At 69.5% G+C, this 24,756-nt stretch carries 27 protein-coding genes and 1 tRNA gene; 15 read left to right on the forward strand and 13 right to left on the reverse strand.

Going from position 1 to position 24,756, the window contains the following annotated elements; all coding sequences use genetic code 11:
- Positions 1 to 89 precede the first annotated feature (89 nt).
- Both ACFWBW_RS15070 and ACFWBW_RS15075 read right to left on the reverse strand, forming a co-directional pair.
- Entirely contained in the window at positions 90 to 1,355 is a 1,266-nt protein-coding gene (locus ACFWBW_RS15070) for a PTS transporter subunit EIIC (RefSeq protein ID WP_385372378.1), read from the reverse strand.
- A 406-nt stretch (positions 1,356 to 1,761) separates the two neighbouring features.
- Entirely contained in the window at positions 1,762 to 3,063 is a 1,302-nt protein-coding gene (locus ACFWBW_RS15075; protein ID WP_385372380.1) for a PTS transporter subunit EIIC, read from the reverse strand.
- A gap of 175 nt (positions 3,064 to 3,238) precedes the next feature.
- On the opposite strand from ACFWBW_RS15075, the gene ACFWBW_RS15080 reads away from it, so the two are divergent.
- The 4 genes from ACFWBW_RS15080 (at position 3,239) to rdgB (ending at position 5,634) form a co-directional block, all read left to right on the forward strand.
- Positions 3,239 to 3,586, forward strand: a complete 348-nt coding sequence (locus tag ACFWBW_RS15080) for a glucose PTS transporter subunit EIIB (RefSeq protein WP_385372382.1) — start codon at positions 3,239 to 3,241, stop codon at positions 3,584 to 3,586.
- Positions 3,587 to 3,729: 143 nt separating this feature from the next.
- On the forward strand, positions 3,730 to 4,461 hold the full coding sequence (gene rph / locus ACFWBW_RS15085; protein WP_250741140.1) for a ribonuclease PH: 732 nt from the start codon (positions 3,730 to 3,732) through the stop codon (positions 4,459 to 4,461).
- A 50-nt stretch (positions 4,462 to 4,511) separates the two neighbouring features.
- Positions 4,512 to 4,973, forward strand: coding sequence for a hypothetical protein (locus tag ACFWBW_RS15090; protein WP_385372385.1), 462 nt, complete (start codon positions 4,512 to 4,514; stop codon positions 4,971 to 4,973).
- A 43-nt stretch (positions 4,974 to 5,016) separates the two neighbouring features.
- Entirely contained in the window at positions 5,017 to 5,634 is a 618-nt protein-coding gene (rdgB, locus tag ACFWBW_RS15095) for an RdgB/HAM1 family non-canonical purine NTP pyrophosphatase (RefSeq protein WP_385372388.1), read from the forward strand.
- A 52-nt stretch (positions 5,635 to 5,686) separates the two neighbouring features.
- On the opposite strand, the gene ACFWBW_RS15100 is transcribed toward rdgB, so the two are convergent.
- The 4 genes from ACFWBW_RS15100 to bcp form a co-directional block, all read right to left on the reverse strand.
- A tRNA-Leu gene (locus ACFWBW_RS15100) sits at positions 5,687 to 5,761 on the reverse strand.
- 11 nt (positions 5,762 to 5,772) lie between these two features.
- Positions 5,773 to 6,642 carry an HNH endonuclease gene (locus ACFWBW_RS15105; RefSeq protein WP_385372391.1) on the reverse strand — a complete coding sequence of 290 codons (870 nt, stop codon included), beginning with the start codon at positions 6,640 to 6,642 and terminating at the stop codon, positions 5,773 to 5,775.
- Positions 6,639 to 7,262 carry an HNH endonuclease gene (locus ACFWBW_RS15110; protein ID WP_385372393.1) on the reverse strand — a complete coding sequence of 208 codons (624 nt, stop codon included), beginning with the start codon at positions 7,260 to 7,262 and terminating at the stop codon, positions 6,639 to 6,641. Before ACFWBW_RS15110 ends, ACFWBW_RS15105 begins: the two co-directional genes overlap by 4 nt.
- 143 nt (positions 7,263 to 7,405) lie before the next feature.
- Complete coding sequence (bcp, locus tag ACFWBW_RS15115) at positions 7,406 to 7,873, reverse strand: thioredoxin-dependent thiol peroxidase (RefSeq protein WP_243337246.1); 468 nt, start codon at positions 7,871 to 7,873, stop codon at positions 7,406 to 7,408.
- A gap of 64 nt (positions 7,874 to 7,937) precedes the next feature.
- Between bcp and ACFWBW_RS15120 the strand changes: the two genes are divergently transcribed.
- The 3 genes from ACFWBW_RS15120 to ACFWBW_RS15130 all read left to right on the forward strand — a co-directional run bounded on the left by ACFWBW_RS15120 (position 7,938) and on the right by ACFWBW_RS15130 (position 9,199).
- Positions 7,938 to 8,306, forward strand: a complete 369-nt coding sequence (locus ACFWBW_RS15120; protein ID WP_385372396.1) for a DUF3618 domain-containing protein — start codon at positions 7,938 to 7,940, stop codon at positions 8,304 to 8,306.
- A 46-nt stretch (positions 8,307 to 8,352) separates the two neighbouring features.
- Positions 8,353 to 8,697, forward strand: coding sequence for a co-chaperone GroES (locus tag ACFWBW_RS15125; protein ID WP_243337241.1), 345 nt, complete (start codon positions 8,353 to 8,355; stop codon positions 8,695 to 8,697).
- A 181-nt stretch (positions 8,698 to 8,878) separates the two neighbouring features.
- Positions 8,879 to 9,199, forward strand: coding sequence for a DMT family transporter (locus ACFWBW_RS15130; RefSeq protein ID WP_385372400.1), 321 nt, complete (start codon positions 8,879 to 8,881; stop codon positions 9,197 to 9,199).
- A gap of 17 nt (positions 9,200 to 9,216) precedes the next feature.
- Here the strand turns inward: ACFWBW_RS15130 and ACFWBW_RS15135 are convergent, their stop codons facing one another.
- A complete protein-coding gene (locus ACFWBW_RS15135) occupies positions 9,217 to 11,676 on the reverse strand; it encodes a transglycosylase domain-containing protein (protein WP_385372402.1) in 2,460 nt (819 codons plus the stop codon).
- A gap of 252 nt (positions 11,677 to 11,928) precedes the next feature.
- On the opposite strand from ACFWBW_RS15135, the gene ACFWBW_RS15140 reads away from it, so the two are divergent.
- From ACFWBW_RS15140 to ACFWBW_RS15160, 5 genes are all read left to right on the forward strand, one after another.
- Positions 11,929 to 12,744, forward strand: coding sequence for an ABC transporter permease (locus ACFWBW_RS15140; protein ID WP_385372648.1), 816 nt, complete (start codon positions 11,929 to 11,931; stop codon positions 12,742 to 12,744).
- Between the two features lie 25 nt (positions 12,745 to 12,769).
- Entirely contained in the window at positions 12,770 to 13,636 is an 867-nt protein-coding gene (locus ACFWBW_RS15145) for an ABC transporter permease (RefSeq protein ID WP_385372405.1), read from the forward strand.
- 2 nt (positions 13,637 to 13,638) lie between these two features.
- The gene (locus tag ACFWBW_RS15150; protein WP_385372408.1) at positions 13,639 to 14,622 is read left to right on the forward strand and encodes an ATP-binding cassette domain-containing protein; all 984 of its coding nucleotides are present in this window, start codon (positions 13,639 to 13,641) and stop codon (positions 14,620 to 14,622) included.
- A gap of 123 nt (positions 14,623 to 14,745) precedes the next feature.
- On the forward strand, positions 14,746 to 15,549 hold the full coding sequence (locus tag ACFWBW_RS15155; RefSeq protein WP_385372411.1) for a DUF1707 domain-containing protein: 804 nt from the start codon (positions 14,746 to 14,748) through the stop codon (positions 15,547 to 15,549).
- Between the two features lie 111 nt (positions 15,550 to 15,660).
- Positions 15,661 to 17,085 carry a DUF445 domain-containing protein gene (locus ACFWBW_RS15160; protein WP_385372414.1) on the forward strand — a complete coding sequence of 475 codons (1,425 nt, stop codon included), beginning with the start codon at positions 15,661 to 15,663 and terminating at the stop codon, positions 17,083 to 17,085.
- Between the two features lie 169 nt (positions 17,086 to 17,254).
- Here ACFWBW_RS15160 and ACFWBW_RS15165 read toward each other — a convergent pair whose 3' ends face one another.
- From ACFWBW_RS15165 to ACFWBW_RS15175, 3 genes are all read right to left on the reverse strand, one after another.
- On the reverse strand, positions 17,255 to 17,725 hold the full coding sequence (locus tag ACFWBW_RS15165) for a hypothetical protein (protein ID WP_385372417.1): 471 nt from the start codon (positions 17,723 to 17,725) through the stop codon (positions 17,255 to 17,257).
- A 171-nt stretch (positions 17,726 to 17,896) separates the two neighbouring features.
- Positions 17,897 to 18,196, reverse strand: coding sequence for a hypothetical protein (locus tag ACFWBW_RS15170; RefSeq protein WP_356509099.1), 300 nt, complete (start codon positions 18,194 to 18,196; stop codon positions 17,897 to 17,899).
- 56 nt (positions 18,197 to 18,252) lie between these two features.
- Positions 18,253 to 18,429 (reverse strand): hypothetical protein, encoded by a 177-nt coding sequence (locus tag ACFWBW_RS15175; RefSeq protein ID WP_385372420.1) that lies wholly within the window; start codon positions 18,427 to 18,429, stop codon positions 18,253 to 18,255.
- 192 nt (positions 18,430 to 18,621) lie between these two features.
- Between ACFWBW_RS15175 and ACFWBW_RS15180 the strand changes: the two genes are divergently transcribed.
- A complete protein-coding gene (locus ACFWBW_RS15180; protein ID WP_385372423.1) occupies positions 18,622 to 19,164 on the forward strand; it encodes a GNAT family N-acetyltransferase in 543 nt (180 codons plus the stop codon).
- Between the two features lie 493 nt (positions 19,165 to 19,657).
- Positions 19,658 to 20,962 (forward strand): hypothetical protein, encoded by a 1,305-nt coding sequence (locus ACFWBW_RS15185; RefSeq protein WP_385372426.1) that lies wholly within the window; start codon positions 19,658 to 19,660, stop codon positions 20,960 to 20,962.
- Positions 20,963 to 21,041: 79 nt separating this feature from the next.
- On the opposite strand, the gene ACFWBW_RS15190 is transcribed toward ACFWBW_RS15185, so the two are convergent.
- Positions 21,042 to 21,701 (reverse strand): HNH endonuclease, encoded by a 660-nt coding sequence (locus tag ACFWBW_RS15190; protein WP_385372429.1) that lies wholly within the window; start codon positions 21,699 to 21,701, stop codon positions 21,042 to 21,044.
- Positions 21,702 to 21,954: 253 nt separating this feature from the next.
- On the opposite strand from ACFWBW_RS15190, the gene ACFWBW_RS15195 reads away from it, so the two are divergent.
- Positions 21,955 to 23,145 (forward strand): DNA cytosine methyltransferase, encoded by a 1,191-nt coding sequence (locus tag ACFWBW_RS15195; RefSeq protein ID WP_385372432.1) that lies wholly within the window; start codon positions 21,955 to 21,957, stop codon positions 23,143 to 23,145.
- Here the strand turns inward: ACFWBW_RS15195 and ACFWBW_RS15200 are convergent, their stop codons facing one another.
- Both ACFWBW_RS15200 and ACFWBW_RS15205 read right to left on the reverse strand, forming a co-directional pair.
- On the reverse strand, positions 23,146 to 23,607 hold the full coding sequence (locus ACFWBW_RS15200) for a very short patch repair endonuclease (RefSeq protein WP_385372434.1): 462 nt from the start codon (positions 23,605 to 23,607) through the stop codon (positions 23,146 to 23,148).
- A 160-nt stretch (positions 23,608 to 23,767) separates the two neighbouring features.
- On the reverse strand, positions 23,768 to 24,751 hold the full coding sequence (locus tag ACFWBW_RS15205; protein ID WP_385372437.1) for a NaeI family type II restriction endonuclease: 984 nt from the start codon (positions 24,749 to 24,751) through the stop codon (positions 23,768 to 23,770).
- Positions 24,752 to 24,756 lie beyond the last annotated feature (5 nt).

The raw sequence follows: 24,756 nt of genomic DNA on the forward strand, positions 1-24,756 counted from the left end.
CGGGCCCCGGCCCTCCGGACGGATACGCGAAAGCCCCCGCCCTCCCTTCCGGGAGAGCGGGGGCTTTCGCGTGGTGTGGGGCGGGAGACCTACTTGGCCTCGGCCTTCTCCATCTCGGCGAGCTCCTCGTCGGACTCGCGGCCCGGCGTCGGAAGGTTGAACTTGGTGATCGCGAAGCGGAAGCCGAAGTAGTAGACCGCCGCGAAGACCAGGCCGATCGGAAGGATCAGCCAGGGCGAGGTCGCCTTGTTCCAGCCGAGGCCGAGGTCGATCAGGCCGGCGGAGAAGGTGAAGCCGGCGTGCACCCCGAGTGCCCAGGTGACGGCCATGGACACGGCGGTCAGCACCGCGTGGATGGCGTACAGGGCCGGGGCGATGAACATGAACGAGAACTCGATCGGCTCGGTGACACCCGTGACGAACGAGGTGAGGGCGAGCGAGACCATCATGCCGGTGACCGCCTTGCGGCGCTCCGGACGGGCGCTGTGGGCGATGGCCAGGGCGGCGGCCGGCAGGCCGAACATCATGATCGGGAAGAAGCCGGTCATGAACTGTCCGGCGCTCGCGTCGCCGGCCCAGAAGCGGTTCAGGTCACCGTGCACGACCGCGCCGGCGGCGTTGGTGAAGTCACCGATCTCGAACCAGGCGACGGTGTTGACGAACTGGTGCATGCCGATCGGGATCAGCGCGCGGTTGATGAGGCCGAAGACGCCCGCACCGATGGAGCCGAGGCCGGTCATCCACTCGCCGAAGTTGGTGATGAGCTCACCGATCGGCTCCCAGGCCAGGCCGAAGAAGACACCGACGAGGACGCCGACGAAGGCCATGATGATCGGGACCAAGCGGCGGCCGTTGAAGAAGCCGAGCCAGTCGACCAGCTTGGTGCGGTGGAAGCGCTGCCACAGGACCGCGGAGAGCAGACCCATGATGATGCCGCCGAGGACGCCCGGGTTGTTGTACACCGCCGGGATGTCGACACCGTTGTTCTCGGTGGTGTTGATGATGGCCTCGTGCACCGGGAACGCGGTGAGCACGTTCTTGTAGACGAGGAAGCCGACCAGCGCCGCGAGGGCGGTGGAGCCGTCGGCCTTCTTGGCGAAGCCGATGGCGACACCGATGCAGAAGAGCAGCGGCAGGTTGGCGAAGACGGCGTCACCGGCGGTGGCGAACACCGTGGCGACCTTGCCCCAGCCGAGGCCGTCCTTGCCGAAGACGTCGGGCTGGCCGAGGCGCAGCAGGATACCCGCGGCCGGCAGGACGGCGATCGGCAGCTGAAGGCTGCGGCCGACCTTCTGCAGACCCTGGATCAGGCCGGAGCCCCGCTTCTTGGCGGGAGCGGCGGTGGCCGTACTCATCAACTTCCTCCAGTGGACAAGACGCTGCCTGGGGACATGGCAAAAGGGGGGATGGCGGCGTCTCAGGAAAGGGGAGGACCCCGGGCCGAAAGGCCTACGTGGTCTACACCACTCAGTGGTGTAGACCAGTTGTAGCACGGTGAGGTCCGCGTAAGGAACCCACCAATTCCGTGGTGGAAGACACAGCGGGACATACATGACAAAGGCCCCCGGACCCTGTGGGTCCGGAGGCCTTTGTCTCGTATTCGTCTGTACTGGGCAGGGCTTACGGCGTCGCCCGGGAGGGCTTTCGGCGGCCCCCGCGAAGGACCGTCGGCGGGTCCGGGCGGGACCTTCGCCGGGATTCAGGGGTGCTTAGGGCCCCTGCCGGCCCGCGGCTCGCACGGGCCGGAAGTCCCGGCGGGGCTCACGCCTTGGTGTTCTCCGCCTGCATCACCGCGATCTCCTCGTCCGACTCCCGGCCGGGCGTCTTGATGTCCCACTTGGTGATCGCGAAGCGGAAGATGCCGTAGTAGACGACCGCGAAGCAGAGGCCGATCGGAATGATCAGCCAGGGCTTCGTCGCGAGGCCCCAATTGATGAAGTAGTCGATCAGGCCGGCCGAGAAGCTGAAGCCGTCCTTGACCCCGAACGCCCAGGTCACCGCCATCGACACACCCGTGAGCACGGCGTGGACCGCGTACAGCAGGGGCGCCAGGAAGAGGAAGGAGTACTCCAGCGGCTCGGTGATGCCGGTGACGAACGAGGTCAGGCCGACCGACATCATCAGACCGCCGACCTCCTTGCGCCGCGCGGGCTTCGCACAGTGCGTGATCGCCAGCGCCGCCGCCGGGAGGGCGAACATCATGATCGGGAAGAAGCCGGTGAGGAACTGGCCCGCGTTCGGGTCGCCCGCGAGGAACATCGGGATGTCTCCGTGGACCGTCTGCCCGTCCGGCTTGGTGTAACTGCCGAACTGGAACCACACCGGCACGTTCAGGAACTGGTGCAGGCCGATCACCAGCAGGGCGCGGTTCGCGATGCCGAAGATGCCGGCGCCCAACGACCCCAGGCCGATCAGCCAGTCCGAGAAGCTCTCCAGCGCGCTGCCGATCGCAGGCCAGATCCACAGGCACAGGACGGCGAAGGCGATCGCCACGACGGTCATGATGATCGGGACCAGGCGGCGGCCGTTGAAGAAGCCGAGCCAGTCCACCAGCTTGACGCGGTGGCAGCGCTGCCAGAACCAGGCGGCCAGCAGGCCCATGATGATGCCGCCGAACACCCCCGGGTTCTGGAACGTGTACTCGGCGAGGGTCTGGTCGGGACCCAGGCAGCCGCCCCCGACGTCCTTGGTCCCGTCGGGGCAGGACTGGGGGAAGGCGCGCAGCACGGCCCGGTAGACGAGGAAGCCGACCACCGCCGCGAGGGCGGTCGAGCCGTCCGCCTTCTTGGCCATGCCGATCGCGACGCCGATGCAGAAGAGCAGGGGCAGGCCGAGGTCGGCATTGAGCAGGGCGCCGCCCGCGGAGGCGATGACCTTGGCGACGTTCGTCCAGCCCAGGCCGTCCTTGCCGAACACGTCGTCCTGCCCGAACCGGTTCAGGAGGCCTGCCGCCGGCAGTACGGCGATCGGCAGCTGGAGGCTCCGGCCCATCTTCTGCAGCCCTTGGAACAAGCCGTTCCACCACTTCGGCTGTGGCACTGCTGCGGCGCTGCTCGCGCTCATCCGCGTCCTCCCTGACCGGCCCGTTTTTGGCAGTCGCGACACTTGCGGCACACTGGTGTAGACCACTTGTGTTGCGGTCGCATTTCACCCGCCCTGAGGGCAGGTTGGTGCTGATCATCATCATTCGGCAGATACCGGGCATGTGCCCGCGTAGCTGGGCCAACCGTGGGCTACCGTGACGAAACGGACCGCCCTGGTTGGACGGTCGGTCGGGCGGCAGGCGTACCTACAGACGCCGGGCGCCGGATGTCAGTCGGACTCGTTCTTCGTAGAACTCAGGGAGAAACACATGGCCACCAAGGCTGAGAAGATCGTCGCCGGGCTCGGCGGCATCGAGAACATCGAAGAGGTCGAGGGCTGCATCACCCGCCTGCGCACCGAGGTCATCGACCCAAGCAAGGTCGACGAGGCCGCGCTGAAGGCCGCCGGCGCCCACGGCGTCGTCAAGATGGGCACCGCGATCCAGGTCGTCATCGGCACCGACGCCGACCCGATCGCCGCCGACATCGAAGACATGATGTGAGCTGAGCCCACCGGCTCACACACAGCCGTACGCGCGCCCGCACCGCGCGCCCATACGTACGACAAGACCCCGACCGGACGCACCCGGACGGGGTCTTCTCGCAGCGACATGGGCCGGGGCCCGCACCGGCTAGGCTCGGTCCCATGTCTCGCATCGACGGCCGTACGCCCGAACAGCTCCGCCCGGTCACCATCGAACGCGGATGGAGCAAGCACGCAGAGGGCTCCGTCCTCGTCTCCTTCGGAGACACCAAGGTCTTCTGCACCGCCTCCTTCAGCGAAGGCGTCCCGCGCTGGCGCAAGGGCAGCGGCGAAGGCTGGGTCACCTCCGAGTACTCGATGCTGCCCCGCGCCACGAACACCCGCGGCGACCGCGAATCCGTACGCGGCAAGATCGGCGGCCGCACCCACGAGATCTCCCGCCTGATCGGCCGCTCGCTGCGCGCCGTCATCGACTACAAGGCCCTCGGCGAGAACACCATCGTCCTGGACTGCGACGTCCTCCAGGCCGACGGCGGCACCCGCACCGCGGCCATCACCGGCGCCTACGTGGCCCTGGCCGACGCCATCTCCTGGGGCCAGGGCAAGAAGCTCATCAAGGCCGGCCGCAAGCCCCTGACCGGCACCGTCGCCGCCGTCAGCGTCGGCATCGTCGACGGCGTCCCGCTCCTCGACCTCTGCTACGAGGAGGACGTGCGCGCCGAGACCGACATGAACGTGGTCTGCACCGGCGACGGCCGCTTCGTCGAGGTCCAGGGCACGGCCGAGGGCGAGCCCTTCGACCGCAAGGAACTCAACGCCCTCCTCGACCTGGCCGCCGGCGGCTGCGCCGACCTGGAAGCCCTCCAGCTCGGCGCCCTGGAGCTCACGCTCTAGCCCGAGCTGCGGCAACCGCGCGGCACGCCCGTGCGTCTCTCGCTGTACGGGTGCACGGCGTCGAAGCCGTGCGCCCGTCCACGTATCCGCGTATCCGCATCCACATCATCCTCCTGGGGGCCGAAGTGAAGTCGAAGTACCGCCTGGCAGCCGTCGCCCTGACGGCAGCGCTCGCCATACCCGCGATCACCTCCTGCGACGCGATCTCGACCGCGATGGACTGCGCGAACACGGCCGTCGCCATCACGGACGGCGCGAACGACCTCCAGCAGGCCGTCTCGCAGGCCGGCAACAGCCCGCAGGACGCCCAGAACGCGCTCAACTCGATCGAGGAGAACCTCAAGAAGGTCGGCGACCAGACGGACAACGCCGACCTGAGCAAGGCCATTTCCTCGATGAACACGGCCGTCCAGAACGTCCGCACCTCCATCGAGAGCGGCACCACGACCCCCGACGTCACCCCGGTCGCGGACGCGGCGAAGGAAATCTCGAAGGTCTGCACCCCGGGCTGAGCCCGCGGCCAGGAGGCCGGAGGGCGGCCCGGATAATGGCTGCATGACCTCCACGCAGCCCAGCCGCCTGATCCTCGCCACGCGCAACGCGGGCAAGGTCACGGAGCTCCACGCCATCCTGTCCGCCGCCGGCCTGCCGCACGAGCTGGTCGGCGCGGACGCGTACCCGGAGATCCCCGACGTCAAGGAGACCGGCGTCACCTTCGCCGAGAACGCCCTCCTGAAGGCCCACGCCCTGGCCCAGGCGACGGGCCTCCCCGCTGTCGCGGACGACTCGGGCCTCTGCGTGGACGTCCTCAACGGCGCCCCGGGCATCTTCTCGGCCCGCTGGGCCGGCGCCCACGGCGACGACAAGGCGAACCTGGACTTGCTCCTGGCCCAGCTCGGCGACATCGACGACGAACACCGCGGCGCCCACTTCTTCTGCGCGGCCGCCCTCGCCCTCCCGGACGGCACGGAACGCGTGGTCGAAGGCCGCCTCCTGGGCACCCTGCGCCACACCCCGGCCGGCACGGGCGGCTTCGGCTACGACCCGATCCTCCAGCCCCTGAACGAGACCCGCACCTGCGCGGAACTCACGCCGGCAGAGAAGAACGCCATCTCCCACCGAGGCCAGGCCTTCCGAGCCCTGGTCCCGGTGGTCCGGGAGCTGCTGGGCTGAGCGGCAATGCCGACGGCCGGTGACCATCAAGGATGGTCACCGGCCGTAGCTGTGGGCCCGGTGGGATTCGAACCCACGACACACCGGACCTAAACCGGCGCCCTCTAGCCAGCTGGGGTACGGACCCGCGCGACCACCTTACTGGTCGGCGGTGGTTCGTTGCGATGGGATACCCGACCTTGATCGCTTGGCGAAGGTCGGAGTCTGGCTGTGACAGGAGGGGCACAAGTAGCGGAGGTTCTCCCGGCGGTTGTCCAGCCGATCACCGTTCACGTGGTCGATCTCCAAGACGAGCCTCCGGCCGCGCCAGACCTTCCCGATGCCGCACTCCGCGCACGTATGTGGAACTCCGAGGTCGTCCAAGGCTCGGCGCAACGTCGCCGTCTTCGTGCGCGAGGAGCCGGTTTCGAGTCGCCTCAGGATCGCCGTCGAGGGCATGCGCGCGGGGGACGGGCGCCCGATGGTGTGCCCCTGGCCAGTGAAGTGCTCCGTCGCCAGCCCGTATTCCTCGATGCTCCGCCTGGCCTTGGCACGTGCGGCGCCGTCGAAGGGGTGGTGGCCGAGTGTGCGCATGACTCCTGCCATGCTCGTCGCTCCGGCGACGGCGGGTGCGATCTCCTCAAGGGCGAAGTGGCGGCGCGACGGGGGACTATCTCGACTGGGGAAGTGGGACGTGTCTATCCCGAACCTTTCGAGGAGCTTGGCAATGTGAACGGGGGCGCTGTTGTACGGCTCGACGCCCATGTAAGCGAGCATTCCCGCGACGCTGTCCGAGTGTGCGACCGCTTCGCGGAGCCGCCCTTCCGTGTACCGCTGCCGGACCCGTTCAGGTAGCGGCTCGTCGGCGAAGTGGGAAGTGTCGATGCCGTAGTGGGCCAGCCTGTCGCGCAGATAGCGGCGAGGGCCGGCCAGCAGCGGGGTGTCCAGAAGTCTCATGAGGTCGACCATGCTTGTGGCCAGTGGCGCGGTTCGGCTCAACAGGTCCCGCGTGTACCTGACCTTGCTCATGCCGACGTCCTCGCCTTGCGGCCGCGGTACGTGTCTGTCGCCGCATGGCAGTTGGGGCATAGGAACCGAAGGTTCTCCTGCCGGTTGTCCCACCACTCGCCGTTGATGTGATCGACCTCGTGTCGGAGCGGTTTGTCGTTCCACACCGTGCCGACGCCGCACTCGGCGCATTCCTCGGACACGCCGACCTTCAGCAGCTCTCGCCGCAAGCGCTGGCCAGGGACCCGTCCGTCCTGCGGATCCCGGAGCGAGAGCGCCGGACCGAGAGAGCCCTTGGGGCGCCTCCGGGTGGCGACGAAATGCGATGTGTCGATGCCGAGAGCCGCGATCCGCCGCGCGATGTGTGTCTGGTTGCCGCCGACGTTGCTGATGCCGAGGCGACTGACCACCCCCGAGATGGATGTGGACTCGGCCACCAGCGCCCGGAGCCGCGCCTCCGTGTGCCGTGCCCATTTCGTGGGGAAGTGTGAACAGTCGATTTCCGCTTCCCGCATCTTCGTCCGCAGATAGCGCCTACTGCCGCTGCTCGGCGTGCCGCCGCACCATCGGACTGCGTCGTCCCAGTTGCTCGTCTCACGGGCCGCGGCTTCCAGTAGCTCCCGCGTGTATCGGACTGCCATTGATCCCCCCCTATCGGCCGCACATACGGCCTTCGTACGGAGTAACGGACCGATAGTCGGACGGTTACGGCTGCTGTCGTCCGATAAACGGAACAGCCCGCACCGTTTGTGGGGTGCGGGCCGTTCCGGAAGGCGGGGCGGGGTCAGATGCCCAGGTCCTTGATGATCTTGGCTACGTGGCCCGTGGCCTTGACGTTGTAGAGGGCGCGTTCGACCTTGCCCTCCTCGTCGACGATCACCGTGGAGCGGATGACCCCGGTGACGGTCTTGCCGTACAGCTTCTTCTCGCCGTACGCGCCGTACGCCGTCAGGGTCTCCTTCTCCGGGTCGCTGACCAGGGTGACCTTCAGGTGCTCCTGCTCGCGGAACTTCGCCAGCTTCTCCGGCTTGTCCGGGGAGACGCCGATGACGTCGTAGCCGGCCGTGGCCAGGACGGCCAGGTTGTCCGTGAAGTCGCAGGCCTGCTTGGTGCAGCCCGGCGTCAGGGCGGTCGGGTAGAAGTACACGATCACCTTGCGGCCCTTGTGGTCGGCGAGCGAGATCTCGTTGCCGTCCGCGTCGGGCAGGGTGAAGGCGGGGGCGATGTCGCCCGGCTCAAGTCGCTCGCTCATTCTCAACAGTCTCCTCAAGAGGGGATCGGTACGGTGTCGAGACTAAGCTGCTGACAGACTGTTCATGGTGGGCTACACCCGCCGAGGGACCGACCACGACGACGGAGGCAGCGCGGTGCCGGAAGCCAGGACCCCCGCACAGATCGAGGCGGACATCGTCCGCCGCCGCGAGCAGCTCGCCGAGGCGCTCGACGAGATCGGGGTGCGCATGCACCCCAAGACGATCGTCGGGGACGCCAAGGCGAAGGTGGTCAGCGACATCGACCACGTCGTCGGACGCGCCGTGGCGACGGTGAACCGCCTCGTCACCGACGCCGGTGACGCGCTGCGCCACGACGACGGCACCCCGCGCGTCGAGCGGATCGTGCCGGTCGCGCTGCTCGCGGTCGGTGTCGTGGGCCTGCTGGTGATCTCGGCGCGACGAAAGCGCTGATGACCCTGGGGGGTGCGGGGCGGGTGTGGGCGGGTAGGTTCGGGCCGTGAGCGAGAACACCACTACCCACGACAAGCTGCCCATCCGCATGCTGCACGACCGCGTGCTCGTGAAATCCGATTCGCCGGAGGGTGAGCGCCGCTCGGGCGGCGGCATCCTGATTCCTGCGACGGCCGCGGTGGGCAAGCGGCTGGCCTGGGCCGAGGTGGTCGCGGTCGGGCAGAACGTACGGACGGTCGAGCCGGGGGACCGGGTGCTGTACGACCCCGAGGAGCGGGCCGAGGTCGAGGTCCGCGGGGCGACGTACCTGCTGATGCGGGAGCGGGACCTGCACGCCGTGGCCGCCGAGCGGCTGGAGGGGTCCGAGGACTCCACGGGGCTCTACCTCTAGTCCCCCGAGAGTTGTGAAAGGGGCCGGTGACCATGGTCACCGGCCCTTTTCGTTCGGTTTTGCTACGGTGGTGGGGAACCCCCGACGAGACGCGCCGTACCGGGTTGCCCTTGGCCAGTGGCCAGCGGCCGCATGACAAGACGACGCACCCCGTTCCGCTCTCGTTCCGGAGGTGCCTGTCATGGCCTGGGTTCTGCTCATCGTCGCCGGTCTGATCGAAGTCGCTTGGTCGATCGGCATGAAGTTCACCGAGGGATTCACCCGGTTCTGGCCGAGCGTGTTCACGGGCGCCGGCATCGTGGCGAGCATGGTGCTGCTGTCGATCGCGGTCAAGACCCTGCCGATCGGTACGGCGTACGGCGTGTGGGTCGGCATCGGCGCGGCCGGTGCGGCGGTGGTCGGGATGGTCGCCTTGGGGGAGCCCGTCACCGCCGCCCGGATCTTCTTCATCTGTCTGCTGCTGGCCGCCGTCGTGGGGCTGAAGGCGACCTCCGGTCACTGAGCCACCGGTTCACTGACCTACTCCAGTAGGTCCGCCGGTGGGCGCAGGCCCTCGGTGGTGCCGCCTTGGGTTCCCGTGGTGGCGCCCGTCGTGGCGCCGCCGTCGGTCTGGCCGCCGGTGTTCTGGCCGCCGTCCGTCTGGCCTCCGTCCGTTTGGCCGCCCGTGGTCTGGCCCCCGGTGGTCTGGCCGCCGGTGTTCTGACCCCCGTCGGTCTGGCCGCCGTTGGTCTGCCCGTCCGTCGTCTGGCCCCCGTTCGTCTGTCCGCCCGTCGACGGGCTCCGCGTCGGGCGGCCCGGCCGGCCCGAGGGGCGGTCGCCCGGGGTTTCCTCCTCGGACTGGCTCGGGTCCGGGTCCACGGGCGGGGGCTGCGGGGGTCGGTTCGCGCCCGGCATGAGCTCCAGGTCGAAGTCGACGGGGTCGGTGTCCGCCAAGGCCGTCTTCGTGTACTGGGCCCAGATCCGGGCCGGGTAGCCGCCGCCTCCGATGCGGGCCTCGCCCAGGGCTCCGTAGAGGGATTCCAGGGAGCCGGTGTCGGGGTCCTGGCCCATCATCGAGACGACGGTGACCAGGTTCGGGGTGTACGCCGCGAACCAGGCCGAGCGGTCCAGTTCGCCGGTCCCGGTCTTGCCGGCGGCCGGGTGGCCGGCGGCCAGGGCGGCCGTACCGGTGCCGTTGTCCACGACGCTGACCAGCATGGACGTGGTGGTGTCGGCGGCTTCGCGGCTGACGGCCTGGGACGGGTCGCGGGACGGGAGCGGGATGGTGTCCCCGGCCTTGGTGATCTTCTCGACGAAGGTGTGCGGGGTGCGGCGGCCGTGGTCGGCGAGGGTCGCGTAGGCCTGGGTCATGTCCAGGACGCTGGCCTGCATGGTGCCCAGTGCCATGGCCGGTCCCGCGTCGAAGTTCGGGGTGTTCTCGGGGATGCCGAGGGCGATGGCGGTCTGCTTGACCTTGTCGGTGCCGACGTCGACGACCATCTGGGCGAAGACGGAGTTGACGGAGAGGTCGGTGGCGGTGTTGACGGTGATGTTGCCGTAGCTGACCTGCCCCTCGTTCTCCGGGGCGTAGGGGATGCGGCTGCCGACGACGCGCCGCTTGTTGTCGCCGTTGTAGATGGTGAACGGGGTGATCGTGCGGCCGTCCTGGGTGCGGGAGTCGTTCTGCACGGCGGAGGCGAAGACGAACGGCTTGAAGGTGGAGGCGACTTGGTAGTCGTGGCGGGTGGCGTTGTTGATGAACTGCTTGGTGTAGTCGATGCCGCCGTACATGGCGACGACCTTGCCGGTGGCCGGGTCGATGGAGACGGCTCCGGTGCGTACGACGCGGTCCGCCTTGCGCGTCTGGGGATCGAGCTTGCTGACCATCTTGTCGTTGACGGCGTCGACCATGGCGGTCTGGCGGGTCTTGTCGATGGTCGTGGTGATGCGGTAGCCGCCCTCGGCAAGGGTCTTGTCGTCGAGGATCTTGTTCCCGGCGATGTAGTCCTTGATGGCCTCGACGAGGTAGCCGCGCTGTCCTGAGAGGCCGGCGGCCGGGCGGACCTTGCCGGGCTCGGGGAACCGGGTGGAGCTGCGTTCGGCGGGGGTCATCCAGCCCTTCTTGACCATGCCGTCGAGTACGTAGTTCCAGCGGGCGAGGGCGCGGCCGCGGCCCTGGGGGTGGGCGACGACGTCGAAGGCGCTGGGGGAGTTGAGGAGGGTGGCGAGGTAGGCGCCCTCGGCGGTGGTGAGTTTGCCGACGTCCTTGCCGTAGTAGGCCTGGGCGGCGGCCTGGATGCCGTAGGCGTTGCGGCCGAAGTAGCTGGTGTTCAGGTATCCCTCGAGGATGTAGTTCTTCGACTTCTCACGACCGAGCTTGATCGCGATGAAGAACTCCTTCACCTTCCGCTTGATCGTCTGTTCCTGGCCCAGGTAGTAGTTCTTGACGTACTGCTGGGTGATGGTCGATCCGGACTGGGTGCCCTTGCCGGTCGCGGTGTTCCAGGCGGCGCGCAGCATCGCCGCGGGGTCCACGGCGCGTTCGGAGTGGAAGTCGCGGTCCTCGGCGGCCAGTACGGCCTCCTGGGCGGTCCGGGGGATCTGGGAGAGCTGCACGTTGACGCGGTTGACTTCGCCGTCGCGGGCGAGCTGGGTGCCGTCGGTGTAGAGGTAGACGTTGGACTGTGCCGTGGCGGCCGCGTTGGCGGGCGGGATGTGGACCAGCAGGTAACCGGCGACGAGGGCGCCGCCGATGAGCAGGGCGAGCATCAGGCACGCGCCCAGGACCATGCGCCAGGTCGGGAGGAGGCGGCGCCAGCCGGTGCGCTTGCGCTTGGCCTTCTTGGCCGCCTTGGCCCGCTCCTTCTCCGCTCTCTTCGCGTCCTTGGCCGTGGGGGGAGCTCCGGGTTGCGGGGACGCGTCGGCGCCGGGGGGCCGCTGTCCGTCGGGGGTGTCGGGATCGCGAGGCGTCCATCCGGGCGGTGGTGACGGGTCGCTCATCTCCGGGACTCCTCGGCGCCGTACGAAATATCCACATCTGTACCTCATGCTGTCTACCCGATGGCCGCCGCTTCCGCTCCGGACGGGCGTAATTCGTTCGCGTGGATCGCCCCTCCGCACTAAGCTCGCGCGCTTTGGCCGACCTGGGACCTTCGCGCGCTGTGGCCGACCTGGGACCCTGGCGCGCTGTGGCCGACCTGGGAACGACGCAGCAACGATCCGGGAAACGGAGGGGACGAGGTGCGCGAGCCGATGACCCGGCGGGCCGGGCTCTACGGGGCGGTTGCCGCCGGGGGCTTTCGCAGGTACGCGACCTACGGGACGGCCACCGCGGCCGGGGTGTTCACGAACACCGTGTTCGGCTTCATCCTGGCCTACACGTACATCGCGCTCTGGGACGAGCGGCCCGGGCTCGGCGGCTACGACCAGGCCGAGGCCCTCACGTTCATGTGGGTCAGTCAGGCGCTGCTCTCCGCGGGGGCGCTGATCGGCGGCGGCTTCCAGGAGGAGTTCCAAGAGCGCGTCCGTACGGGTGACATCGCCGTCGACCTGTACCGTCCGGCCGATCTCCAGGCGTGGTGGCTCGCGGGTGACCTGGGCCGGGCGGTGTTCCAACTCCTGGGCCGCGGAGTGGCGCCGCTGGTGGTCGGCGCGTTCGCCTTCCAACTGGCGCTGCCGACCGCTCCGCTGCGCTGGCTGCTCTTCCTGGTCTCCGTGTTCCTCGGGCTGGTGGTGAGCTTCGCGCTGCGCTACCTGCTGGGGCTGGCGGCCTTCTGGCTGATGGACGGGGCCGGGATCAACATGATGGCCACCGTCGTCTCCATCTTCTTCTCCGGGATGCTGCTGCCGCTGACCGTGTTCCCGGGCGGCTTCGGGGAGTTCGTCCGGCTCCTGCCGTGGGCGGCGATGCTCCAGGTGCCGGTGGACGTGCTGCTCGGCGGGGGTACGGGGGCCGCTGGTACGGCGGGGGCGCTGGGGTTCCAGGCGGCGTGGGCGGTGGTGCTGCTCGGGCTGGGCCGGGTGGTGCAGTCGGCGGCGACGCGGAAGGTGGTGGTTCAGGGTGGCTGAGCGGGTGGTGGAGGGAGGGGGCGCGGTGACTGCCCTGACCGAGGCGGCGGCGGAGCCCGGACTCCTCGTCCCGCAGCGCAGCCGGATCCTGGAAGGGCTGCGCGGCTACGGCCTGATCGCCGCGATGTGGATCCGGTCGACGATGACGTACCGCACGTCCTTCCTCCTCTCGACCTTCGGCAACGCGGCCATCACGCTCCTCGACTTCGTCGCGATCACGATCATGTTTTCGCACGTGGACGAGCTGGGCGGCTTCACACTGCCCGAGATCGCCCTGCTGTACGGGTCCTGCTCGGCCTCCCTGGGCCTGGCCGACCTGCTGCTCGGCAACACCGACCGGATCGGCGCCCGGGTCCGCGACGGCTCCCTCGACACCATGCTGGTCCGCCCGGTCCCGGTGCTCGCCCAGGTGGCGGCCGACCGCTTCGCGCTGCGCAGGCTGGGGCGGATCGTGCAGGGGCTCGCGGTGCTGGGGTGGGCCGTCTCGGAGCTGGACCAGCTGCACTGGACGGTCGGGAAGGTGCTGATGGTGCCCGTGATGATCACGGCCGGGGCGGCGATCTTCGGCGCCGTGATGGTGGCCGGGGCGGCCTTCCAGTTCCTCGCCGGGGACGCCGCGGAGGTGCAGAACAGCTTCACCTACGGCGGCTGCACCATGCTCCAGTACCCGCCGACCGTCTTCGCGAAGGACCTGCTGCGCGGGGTGACCTTCATCGTGCCGCTCGCCTTCGTCAACTGGCTGCCCGCCCTGTACGTGCTGGGCCGGCCCGATCCGCTGGGGCTGCCGGGGTGGGTGGCGTACGCGAGCCCGCTGGTGGCCTTCGTGGTGTTCCTCCCCGCGTCGCTGGCCTGGCGCGCGGGGGTCCGTTCGTACCGCAGCACGGGGAGCTAGGCATGCCGGATCCGGATGCGTTGATTTCACTGCACGAGGTCGAGAAGGTCTTCGACGTGCGCCGCAGGGTGGGCCTGGTGCGCCGGGAGAAACGGCAGGTCAGGGCCGTGGACGGGATCAGCTTCGAGGTGGCTCGGGGCGAGATGGTCGGCTACATCGGGCCCAACGGCGCCGGTAAGTCGACCACCATCAAGATGCTGACCGGCATCCTCACGCCGAGCGGCGGCCGGCTGAGGGTCGCCGGCATCGACCCGGCGCGGGAGCGGATGCGCCTCGCGCACCGGATCGGCGTGGTGTTCGGGCAGCGCACGACGCTGTGGTGGGATCTGCCGCTGAAGGACTCGTACGCGCTGATGCGGCGGATGTACCGGATCCCGCCGGCGCGGTTCGCGCAGAACATGGAGCGCTGCGTGGACCGGCTCGACCTCGCCGAGCTGCTCGACGTACCCGTACGGCAGTTGTCGCTGGGGCAGCGGATGCGCGGGGACATCGCGGCGGCGCTGCTGCACGACCCCGACGTGCTGTACCTGGACGAGCCGACGATCGGGCTGGACGTGGTGAGCAAGGCGAGCGTACGGGGCTTCCTGCGGCAGCTGAACGAGGAGCTCGGCACGACGGTGCTGCTGACCACGCACGACCTCCAGGACATCGAGCAGCTGTGCGAGCGGGTGATGGTGATCGACCACGGGCGGCTGGTGTACGACGGCTCGCTGGGCGGGCTGCACACGGCGGACGGCGCGGACGGCGCGGTGGCGAGCGAGCGGACGCTGGTGGTGGACCTCGAGCGGGAGCTCCCGCCGATCGAGGTGGCGGGGGCGCGGGTGGTGAAGGTGGAGGGCGCGCGGCAGTGGCTGGCGTTCCCGGCGCGAGCTTCGGCGGCTCCCCTGGTGGCGGCGGTGGCGGCGGAGTATCCGCTGCTGGACCTGTCGGTGCGGGAGCCGGACATCGAGGACGTGATCGCGCGGATGTACGCGGGGCGGGGGTAGGTCGGCGCGGGGTTGGATCGGCGCGGGGTTGGCTCGGGGCGGGGATAAATCAGGGACAACCCTGAGCCGGAGCGGGGTTCGGGGCCGTACCGCTTGCCGGGGTGACTGCATAGGCTGGTCTTCATGAGTGACGAGCGGCCTGAGAAGCCGGTGCCCGAAAAGTCGCGGTCCGAGGAGTCGCTGCCGGAGACGGGGCTGCCGGAGGCGGCGCTGCCAGGAGGGCCGTCGCCCTCGTCGGGGCCGGCACCGCTGCCGGAGCTGCGGGCCTCGGACGCCGACCGGGAGCGGGTGGTGGACCGGCTGCGGGACGCCGTCGCCGAGGGCCGGCTCGACATGGACGAGTTCGAGGAGCGCCTGGACGCGGCCTACCGGTCCCGTACGTACGCGGAGCTCGAACCGCTGACGCGGGATCTGCCCGCGCTCGGCGCGACGGCCCCGATCGCGGCCGCGCCGGTGGCTCCGGTGGGGCTGACGAAGGCGGTGCCCGCGGGCTCGCAGGCAGACTGGCCCGCCCGGATCGTGGGCGGCGGAGGGATGGCGGGCGGCCCGGCGATGGCCGTGGCGGTCATGTCGGGCTTCCAGCGCAAGGGCAACTGGACCGTGCCCGCCCGTTTCCACGCCGTGGCGTTCTGGGGCGGCGGCGAGCTCGACCTGCGCGAGGCGAGCTTCGCGGAGCGGGAGGTGGTGATCAACTGTGTCGCCATCATGGGCGGCATCCAGATCATCGTGCCGCCGGGCGTCGAGCTCGACGTACGCGGCATCGGCGTGATGGGCGGCTTCGACCAGACGGACAGCCCCGGCCCGGTGGAGCCGGGGGCTCCGCGGGTGGTCGTGACGGGCCTCGCCTTCTGGGGCGGGGTCGAGGTGAAGGTGAAACCGCCGAAGCAGCGGGCGGTCGCGAAGCAGAAGCCGCGCAAGGAGCTGTAAGGGGCGGTAAGGAGCTGTAAGGGATCGGCCTGTAGGGGACCCGGGCTCCGCAGCCGGGAGGATCAGTACGGCGCGCCGGGAACTCCCCGGGCGCCCCGGGAGTCGGATGCTATGAAGTCGGACGCTTTGCGGACGAACTCGTCGCCCGGGGGAAGGCAGGAGCACGTGGAGCAGGGCAGCACGACGTCTACGGCGGAGGCCGAGCCGTCCTCGTCACCGACATCGTCGGCGTCTTCGTCGGCGACGTCATCGACCGGGGCTGCGGCACGGGGCGGCTTCGTGTTCAGCGAGGCGGACGAGGAGCGCCGGCGCGGCGTCCGCCGGATGAAGCGGACCGCCACCGGCCTGCTGGTCCTGGTCGCGCTGATCTACGTAGCGGCGAAGTGGGCGGAGCACGCGGGCGCGGGCGGCTGGGCCGGGTACGTCGCGGCCGGGGCCGAGGCGGGCATGGTCGGCGCGCTCGCGGACTGGTTCGCCGTCACCGCCCTGTTCCGGCGGCCGCTCGGCCTGCCCATCCCGCACACCGCGATCATCCCGACGAAGAAGGACCAGCTCGGCGTCTCGCTCGGGGAGTTCGTCGGGGAGAACTTCCTCTCCGCCGACGTGGTGCGCACGAGGCTGCACGCGCTGGGCATCGGCGGCCGGCTCGGCGCCTGGCTGGCCGAGCCCGCGCACGCCGACCGGGTCACGGCGGAGCTGGCGACCGCTCTGCGCGGGGCGCTGACGGTCCTGCGGGACTCCGATGTGCAGGCCGTCGTGGGCGAGGCGATCACGCGGCGGGCCGAGACGGCGGAGATCGCGCCGGGGATCGGCAAGACGCTGGAGAAGGTCGTCGCCGACGGCGGCCACCGCCGGGTCGTGGACCTGGTGTGCGCGCGGGCGTACGACTGGCTGGTCACCCACGCCGAGTCGGTGGAGGCGGCGGTGCAGGGCGGGGCGCCCGGCTGGACCCCGAGGTTCGTGGACCGCAAGATCGGCGATCGCGTCTACAAGGAACTGCTCCGCTTCGTCCAGGAGATGCGGGACATGCCGGAGCACCCGGCGCGCGGGGCGGTGGACCGCTTCCTCGCCGACTTCGCGGCGGACCTCCAGTCGGACACACAGACGCGGGCCCGGGTGGAGCGCCTGAAGTCGGAGATCTTGCAGCGCGAGGAGATCCAGGACGTGATCGCCTCCACCTGGACGGCGGTCCGCTCGATGATCATCTCGGCGGCGGAGGACGAGCGGAGCGCGCTGCGCCTGCGGGTCCGTTCCTCACTGATGTCCCTGGGCGCCAGGCTGGCCACGGACGGCCGCCTCCAGGACAAGGTGGAGGGCTGGATCGAGGGCGCGGTGGTCTACGTGGTCACCACGTACCGTGCGGAGATCACCTCGCTGATCACGGACACGGTGGCGGGCTGGGACGCGGAGCACACCTCGCGCAAGATCGAGGCCCACATCGGCCGCGACCTCCAGTTCATCCGCATCAACGGCACGGTGGTCGGCGCGCTGGCGGGCCTCCTGATCTACACCGTGTCGCGGGCCTTCGGGGCGTAGGGCGGGGGCGGGGGAGGTCCCGGGGTCCGGCCCGAGGGCTCCTCGCCCTGGCGCCGGGACTGGGCTCTCAGCGGAGTTCACGTAGGTCGCCCCGCACACGTGGCGGCTACATCGGGGCATCGGAAGAGCCGGGGACATGCCGTTCCTACGGGATTGCGGCAGGCGCTCGTCAAGCGATCCATTCGCCGCTGTGCCGATGCCGGTACAGCCCCACGGCGTCGAATTCGTCCTTGCCCGGGCTGCTCCTCGCGCCCAGCCGTCGCAGGGCCTGGGAGATGGGGCTGACCGCTCGGGAGATCTGCCTCGTGGTGGGCTCATCCAGCGGTCCCAGTGCCAGTGCCCCGTCGGTCCAGACGGCTGCTCGTTGCTCGCCCGTCCCGCCGAAGTACTCGGCCTCCACATAGGCGACCGGGCCTGTGGCGGACCACTGGGCGAGAAGCTCCTGGAGGCCTCCCGACAGACGCCAGAACCCCAGAGCCCCGACCTCGGTACCGTTCGCTACGGCGTTGAGGACCTCGTCCGTCATCGGCATCAGCGCCAGGCCCTGGCGAAGAGGCGCCACCCGTGCACCCGGAACCTCCCGCGCCGCAGCACGAACCAGCGCGTCGCCGGCGATGACCGCCTGCAATTCGTAACTCACGTGAGGGCCCCCAGCCGATTGGAGCCCTCATCCTGCCTGACGGGCCGCGCAGGAGCCCGCTGCCTTTTTTGCCCCTCAGAGCCGCGTGCGGGCCCTCTGCCCCTGCCGACTTGGAGGCATCCGTGCCGCCGGGCCCCCGACACGGATGCAGGGGGACACGGCCCAGGGCGGTCAGCCCCGGTCGGCGACGGCCCAGGACGCGGCGGCCACCACGCCCGCGGCGCCGATGACCGCCGGCCAGGCTCCGACCTTCTTCGCCAGCGGGTGCGCACCGGCGAACCCAGCGAGGTACAGCGCCCCGAGCCCGGCCGCGGCGGGGGCACCGCCGCGCTTGTGCCACTCCCGCCCGGCCACGACTCCCGCGGCGCCGAGCACGACGCCACCGAGCGGCCGCTTCTTGGTCCACCGCGCGACGGCGTAACCGCCGACCAGACCGGCGGCCGCCACCACAGAACTCGGAACCCGTGCCATGCTGTCCAACTCCCTCACATCATCGGTTCATACGTGCACACATACTCACCCCGAGGCTAACTCGAACCCTTGACCACCCGTCGGGCCCCCACGGCACCCAACACCAGTACGGCGCCGCCGATCACCGGATCCGGCACCGCGTCCCGTACACCGCGCGGCAGCACCGCCACCACGCCCAACACGAGCAGAAACGCGAGCCCGCACCCGCCGGCGGCCCGAAGCAGTCTGTCCACGTGCTGCTCAACGCGGCCGCCCGGCCGCCCGACACGGACCGCGCCGAGGGGATTTGTCGCACACTCGCCGGATCCGCGCGATGTCTGCTCAGGGAACCTGATGGGCATAAATTCAATCTCCCACCCAAAGGGGCAAACCACCGCGCCCCCTCCCGCCCCTCCTTCCCATCCCACATCAGGAGCCAGGACATCGTGATCTGCTACGGACAGGCCGTCCTCGACCTCGCGGACGAACTGGTCGACGCCTACGCCGACGTCTTCTCCGCCCCGCCGTGGAACGAAGACGAAGAAACCATTCGCCAGTTCGCCACCCGGCTCCCGGCCGACGCCCGGCGCCGTGGTTTCCGTACCGCCTTCATCCAGTCCGCCACCGGCATCGACGGCTTCGCCACGGGCTGGATCACCCCGGCGACCTTCCCGAAGAACCGCGCGTACGCCCAGGTCGCGGCGCAGCTCGGCTCGGCCCGGGTGAAGGAACTCCTCACCGGGGCACTGGAGATAGACGAACTGGCGGTACGCCCCTACGCGCGCGGCCGAGGCACCGCCCGGGACCTCCTCACCGAGATCACCACCGACGCCCCGGACCGCCGCGCCTGGCTGCTGACCAGCCGGCTGGCCAAGAACACGGTGGCCACGTACCGCCGCCTGGGCTGGCACGAGGTCGCGGCCCTGCCCGGTACGGAGACGGGCGTCATCGTCTTCCTGTCCCCGGACCACCCGAACCGGGCGGCGTAGGCCGCCCCGCCCTCCCGGCCCCCGCACACCGGGCCTGAGCGGCAACGGAGACGGGCGTCATCGTCTTCTCGCCCAGCCCAGCCCAGCCCAGCCCAGCCCAGCCCCGGCGCCGCGCCCTCCCCTCCCGGACCGGACGGCGCAGCCCTGCCGACCCGGCAGCCCCCTCGCAGACCTTGCCCGGACGACCCGAACCCCGGGAACGGCACGTATCCGAACGCCGACCGCCGCGGGGGCACGCCCGCTCACGCCCGGCCGGCGGCCGCCGACCGGCTGGGCCGAGCGACCGGCGGTACCCGGGAGCCCAAGGGGAATCCCCATACCCATCGGTCGTGTTCCTCCGGCGTGACCGAAGGCGCCCGCCACGAGGACGCCGGGCCTCGCCACGGGAAGCGCTCCTAGACGGCGTCGGACAGGCCGTGCGAGCGCCTGAAGGCAGCTCCGAAACATCGCCCCGAGGAGCGTCCGAGCCACTCGGGGCGGGCATACCGCGGCCATGAACCCCACCACGCGCACCACACGCACCACGCACACGCTGCCCCCGGCCCACGCGGCGACAGCCACGCACACGGCACACCGGGCGAAGGCCAGGCGGGCCGCCGGGGCCAAGCCGGCAGCCCAGGCCATGCCCACGATCTGGGCCACTGAGCCCACGCCCACGCCCCCACCCGCCAACCGGACCACGGAGGCCACCCCGGCCACGGAATCCGCGGAGGCTGCGACGGCCCGCGCCCCAGAGCCGCCTCAACCCGTGGAGGCAGCCCAAGCCCCACCCAGCACTCACCCCACCCAAACCCGTACCACTCCCACGCCCACCCCCACTTCCACCGCCCGCCGCCAACTCAACCTGGCGACGCGCCACCAACTCACCACCACCGCCGGGGTCCCACCCGGCACGATCACCTCCCGTACCCGCCCCGGCGGCCCCTGGCAGCGACTGCTGCCCCGGGTCTACCTCCTCCAGACCGGCCCCCCGGACCACCGTCAACGCGCCCTCGCGGCCGTCCTCTACGCCGCCGAGCCCGGCTCCGACCCGCTCTCCGGCGAGACCGCCGCCCTCACCGGCGGTGCGGCCCTCGCCCTGCTCGGGATCCGCGAAGCCCCGTCCACCCCGGCCGACGTCCTGATCCGCGCCCCGCGCCGGCTCGCCGGATCCCCGGACGTACGCCCGTACCCCACCACCCGCTGGCCCCGCACCATCACCGTCTCCGGCATCCCGAGCACCCGTCCGGTGCGCGCGGCCGCCGACTTCGCGGCCCGGACCGAGGAGCCGGCGGACCGGATCCGCTCGGTCCTCGCCCAGGTCGTCCAGTCGGGCTGGTGCCACCCGCAGGACCTGCACGCCGAACTGCGTGCCGCCCGCCTCCTGACCCGCCCCGCGATCCGCGCGGCGGCGGCGGAACTCCTCGCCGGAGTCCGCTCGGTCGCCGAGGCCCAGGCCCGTGACACCCTCGCGGCCACGGACCTCCCGACGCCCCTGTGGAACGCCCGCCTCCACACCCCGGACGGCACGTTCCTGGCAAGCCCGGACGCCTACTGGCCCGACGAGGGCGTGGCTCTGGAGATCGACTCGGCGGAGTACCACTACACGCGCGACTCCTGGCACGCCACTCTCCGCCGCCGCCTGCGCCTGGAGTCCCACGGCATCCTGGTGGTCAGCGCCACCCCGTCGATGATCCGCGACACCCCGGCCGAAGTCATCGCAGCCCTCCGAACCCTCCTCACCCTGACCACCACCCGCCCCACCCCACCCACAGCCCTGGCCCGCGGCCACCAGCAACTCCCGCTGCCGTTCAGTTAGTGGTCATGCTCGGCCTGGGTCTGGATTCGCGGGGCAATTCCCGTTTTTGGGCTGGAACGCTGCGTGCTCAGACCCGCTCCTATTGGAATGGGTGGCGTGCAGGCATTTCCATTTCCACTTTCAGCTCGTCAGGAGTGCGCCAAGTCGTCCCGTGGCGGCTGCGATGACACATGCGGTGGCAGTTGGCGCACAGCAGAGCGAGATCGCTCAGTCTGGTCTCACGCGGGCCCGAGATGTGGAGCGGCAGCGTGTGATGGACTTCTATGTATCCGTCGCCAAGCGCTCCGTACGCAGAGCTGAAGTCGAAGGCACAGACCGTGCACTGGAGGGGCAGGCCGAGTTCGCGAACCCGGGCGATCTTGCGCTTGCGCAACCCTGGGTTTCGCTCCCGGGAGATCGCCCAGCGTGCGAGCAGCCGGCCTTCAGTAGCGGTCGTCCCGTCATCGTCCGCCTCGTCAGGCTGCTCAGGAATCAGGGCGAGCTGACCCGAGCCGATGCCGGCCTCGATGGCTTGAGCAGCCCGAAGCATCTCGTCCTCGTGCGCGAGGAACGCCTCGATGATCAGCTTGTCCAGACGCCCGCCCTTGGTGGGCCTGCCCGAGTAGCCGCGGCGGTTGGAAGCAAGATCTGTGGTCTTGCGCGAGACGCTCCCAACAGACCGGTACTCAGGAAGGTGCTCTGCCAGGCCGGCGCGCTTAGGCAGGGGGAGGGACCGGAGCAGCCCGGAGAGCTCAGTCACAGCTGGATCTCCTACCCGCAGCTCTCGCCATCCGTTCCTGACCACAAGCGCGCAGGCCAGCAGCAGTTCATCCCATGTCCACGAGGGGCTTCGCATGGTGCATACCGTACGAGCGTTCGCCATGAAGCGTGGGGCGTACTGATCAGGCCGAATCGTGTCGCACACTTGGGAAGGTCTTTGTCAGTGGGGTCTGTCACCCTCTGTGATGGCTGGTGCGCAGAGTGCCAGTGGGTTCGTGTTTGAAGGAGGGTGTATGACCAACACTGATGCGAAGTTCACCTCGATTGAGATCTGCGCTGGAGCTGGCGGGCAGGCCATCGGGCTGCACGAAGCTGGCTTCAGGCACCTCGCGCTCGTGGAGATTGATACGCACGCGGTCGGAACGCTCCGCAAGAACATCGATACGCAGAAGGCCTGGGCCTGGGAGAAGGAGCACTGCGATCTTCTGCCTCCGACGGACGTCAAGGAGTTCGAGCCCGCCAGGGACCTGAAGAAGAGCGGCGGGCTGCTGGAAAGCAACGGCCTGGACCTCTTGGCGGGCGGCGTACCGTGCCCGCCGTTCTCACACGCGGGGAAGCAGCTGGGCAAGGACGACGAGCGTGACCTTTTCCCGCGGATGATGGAGCTCGTCAAGCAGCTGAACCCCCGTGCCGTGATGATCGAGAACGTTCGCGGGATCATGGATCCCAAGTTCTCCGACTACCGGGACTGGATCGTTGCGCAGCTGCAGGGCGGCCAGTACCGCGAAGAAGACGGCAGCGTCGCAACGGCAGCCGGTCTCGGCTACACGGTCTGCAAGTGGGGAGTTCTGGAGGCGAGCGACTTCGGCGTTCCGCAGCTTCGTCCCCGCGCCATTCTGGTCGCCTTCCGGAACGACGTGCTCAAGGACGTGAAATACGAGTGGCCGTCGCCCACGCACGAGGACCCGGTGAGTGTGGTGGAAGCACTCCAGGCAACCATGCTGGAACGCTATGAGCCCTACTTCGAGGGTGCCTACGGGCAGCGCGCCCGTGCGGCCTACGACGCGTGGCTGGCAAGGGCGACAGAGCGTGACGCCGAGTTGAAGGGCAAGGGCGGAGGCATCGCGCCCACCCTCGTCGGAGGCTCGAAGAAGCATGGCGGTGCGGACCTGGGCCCCAGCCGGGCCAAGGCGGCCTGGAAGATGCTCGGCGTTTCGGGGCTCGGTGTGGCCAATGACGCCGAGACGTGCCGGGTGAAGGAAACCGAGGGCCGGGATCTCCTGGGCGACGACGGGCCCATGATCACGGTGAAGCAAGCCGCGATCATTCAGGGGTTCCCGCAGGACTGGGAATTCGACGGAGGCAAGACGGCGCAATACCGGCAAGTGGGCAATGCCTTCCCGCCGCCTGTGGCCACTGCGGTCGGCAAGTCGATCATCCAGGTCCTGGAGGCTGCCCGGGAGAGGGACCGGAGGAAGATCTGATCAGTCCGTGCCCGCACGTTCCTTGCGGGCACGTCTTTTCTCGATCTCCGCTGCGATCCGCAGGGCGCACTCGTCGGACGGCTCGTGCTCCCAGAACCGGAGCACGGTCCAGCCGGCTTCCCGGAGGCGCTGGTCCGTATCCCGGTCACGGGCCATGTTCCCAGCTACCTTGTCCGACCAGTAGCCGCTATTGGTCTTCGGGGGGACGTAGTGCTCTGGGCAGCCATGCCAGTAGCAGCCGTCAATGAACACTGCCACTTTCGCCGGACGGAAGACGATGTCTGCCGTCCGGCGGAGGTTCGGAAGAGGTTTGGCCGCCACCCGGTAGCGCAGTCCCTGGGCGTGGAGGAGGCTGCGGATCAGCCGTTCCGGCTTGGTGTCGCGGCTACGGATCGCCTGCATGTTCCGGCGCCGTGCGGCGGATGATGCCCACGACCCTTCTGGCGGGACCCACAAGGTCATTTATGACTTCTTCACGTCGGGAAGCCGGGGGTCCGGCTCCTTTGGGTCGCCGTCGGCCGCCAGGACCCAGGGAACGCTATCGAGCGTAACCTCAGGGCGCTCTCCGTGGGCTGGCCCTGCTTCCGGCGGCCGACGATTAGGGGTGAGGGTGGGGCGCTTCTCACCCTTCCTCTGTGCCGCTACCGACAGCAGTGTGTGCGGGCAGGATCGGGGCCCTCGTCGCGATATCGCCGGGGCTGGCCAGAGTCCAGGCTGTCCCGTCGATGACGGCATGTGGTTTGGAGTGCTGGTCGTCGGCCTCGATGACCCGAGCGCTGACGAAGTCACCTTGCCCGGGCACGGGGAGTCCCAGCTGCCTTGCAATGTCCTGGTGAGCCCGGTAGTCACCCATGATGATGATTCCCTCATCGCGAAGTGAGGACCTGGAGCCGCCATTGCCGCGGACGCGTTTCATGTAGTCCTTCTGCTGGGCAACGGTACGGACGACATTGCGGCCGATCCGGCGGCCCTGGGCAAGCCGGAACAGCTCATCGAGGCGGCGTTGGCCCGACTTGTGGAAGAAAACCGCACTTCGGTCCGTGGGGCTCATGTGGAGCAGGACGTTCTCTGGAAGTTCTGCATTGTGCCAGAGCCAGAGAATTCTCTTCCTGTGCTCTGCCTTGACTGTCATTTTCAGGTCGCGGTTGTTGCCCTGATTCAGCCACTCGGGGGTGATGCGGAGCAGTCCCGCACTCCACCGGCTTGTATAGTCATCTGCCCACACTAGGAGGCAGAGGTGGTTCATGGCCTCGGGTGGGATCATCCAGCCGCCGAATTGCTGAGAGTATTTGCAGTCTACGTCGACGCCCGCGATCTTGTAGTCCATGTCGGTGCCGTCGTCGAACGTGAACTCCCGCTGGAGATTGATTTCGACGAGGGTCCCCGCGTGGGTCTTCTCGGTCTTGAAGAGTGTTTTCCAGTCGTACCGGCCGGTGACCTCACCGTTGAGGAGCTGGTCGATCGTATCGCGGAGAACGGCGGCGAATCGCTGGCCTGCTGGGTCCAGGCGGAGGATGCGCGTATGCACCGCTGACAGCTCGGGGTCGGATTCCAGGAACGCCTGGGAATGGACGTTCGTCGCGGCTGCAATGTCCAGCGGCAGCAAGGCAC

Origin of the sequence: Streptomyces sp. NPDC059957 (assembly GCF_042730015.1) — a bacterium.
Lineage (GTDB): Bacteria > Actinomycetota > Actinomycetes > Streptomycetales > Streptomycetaceae > Streptomyces.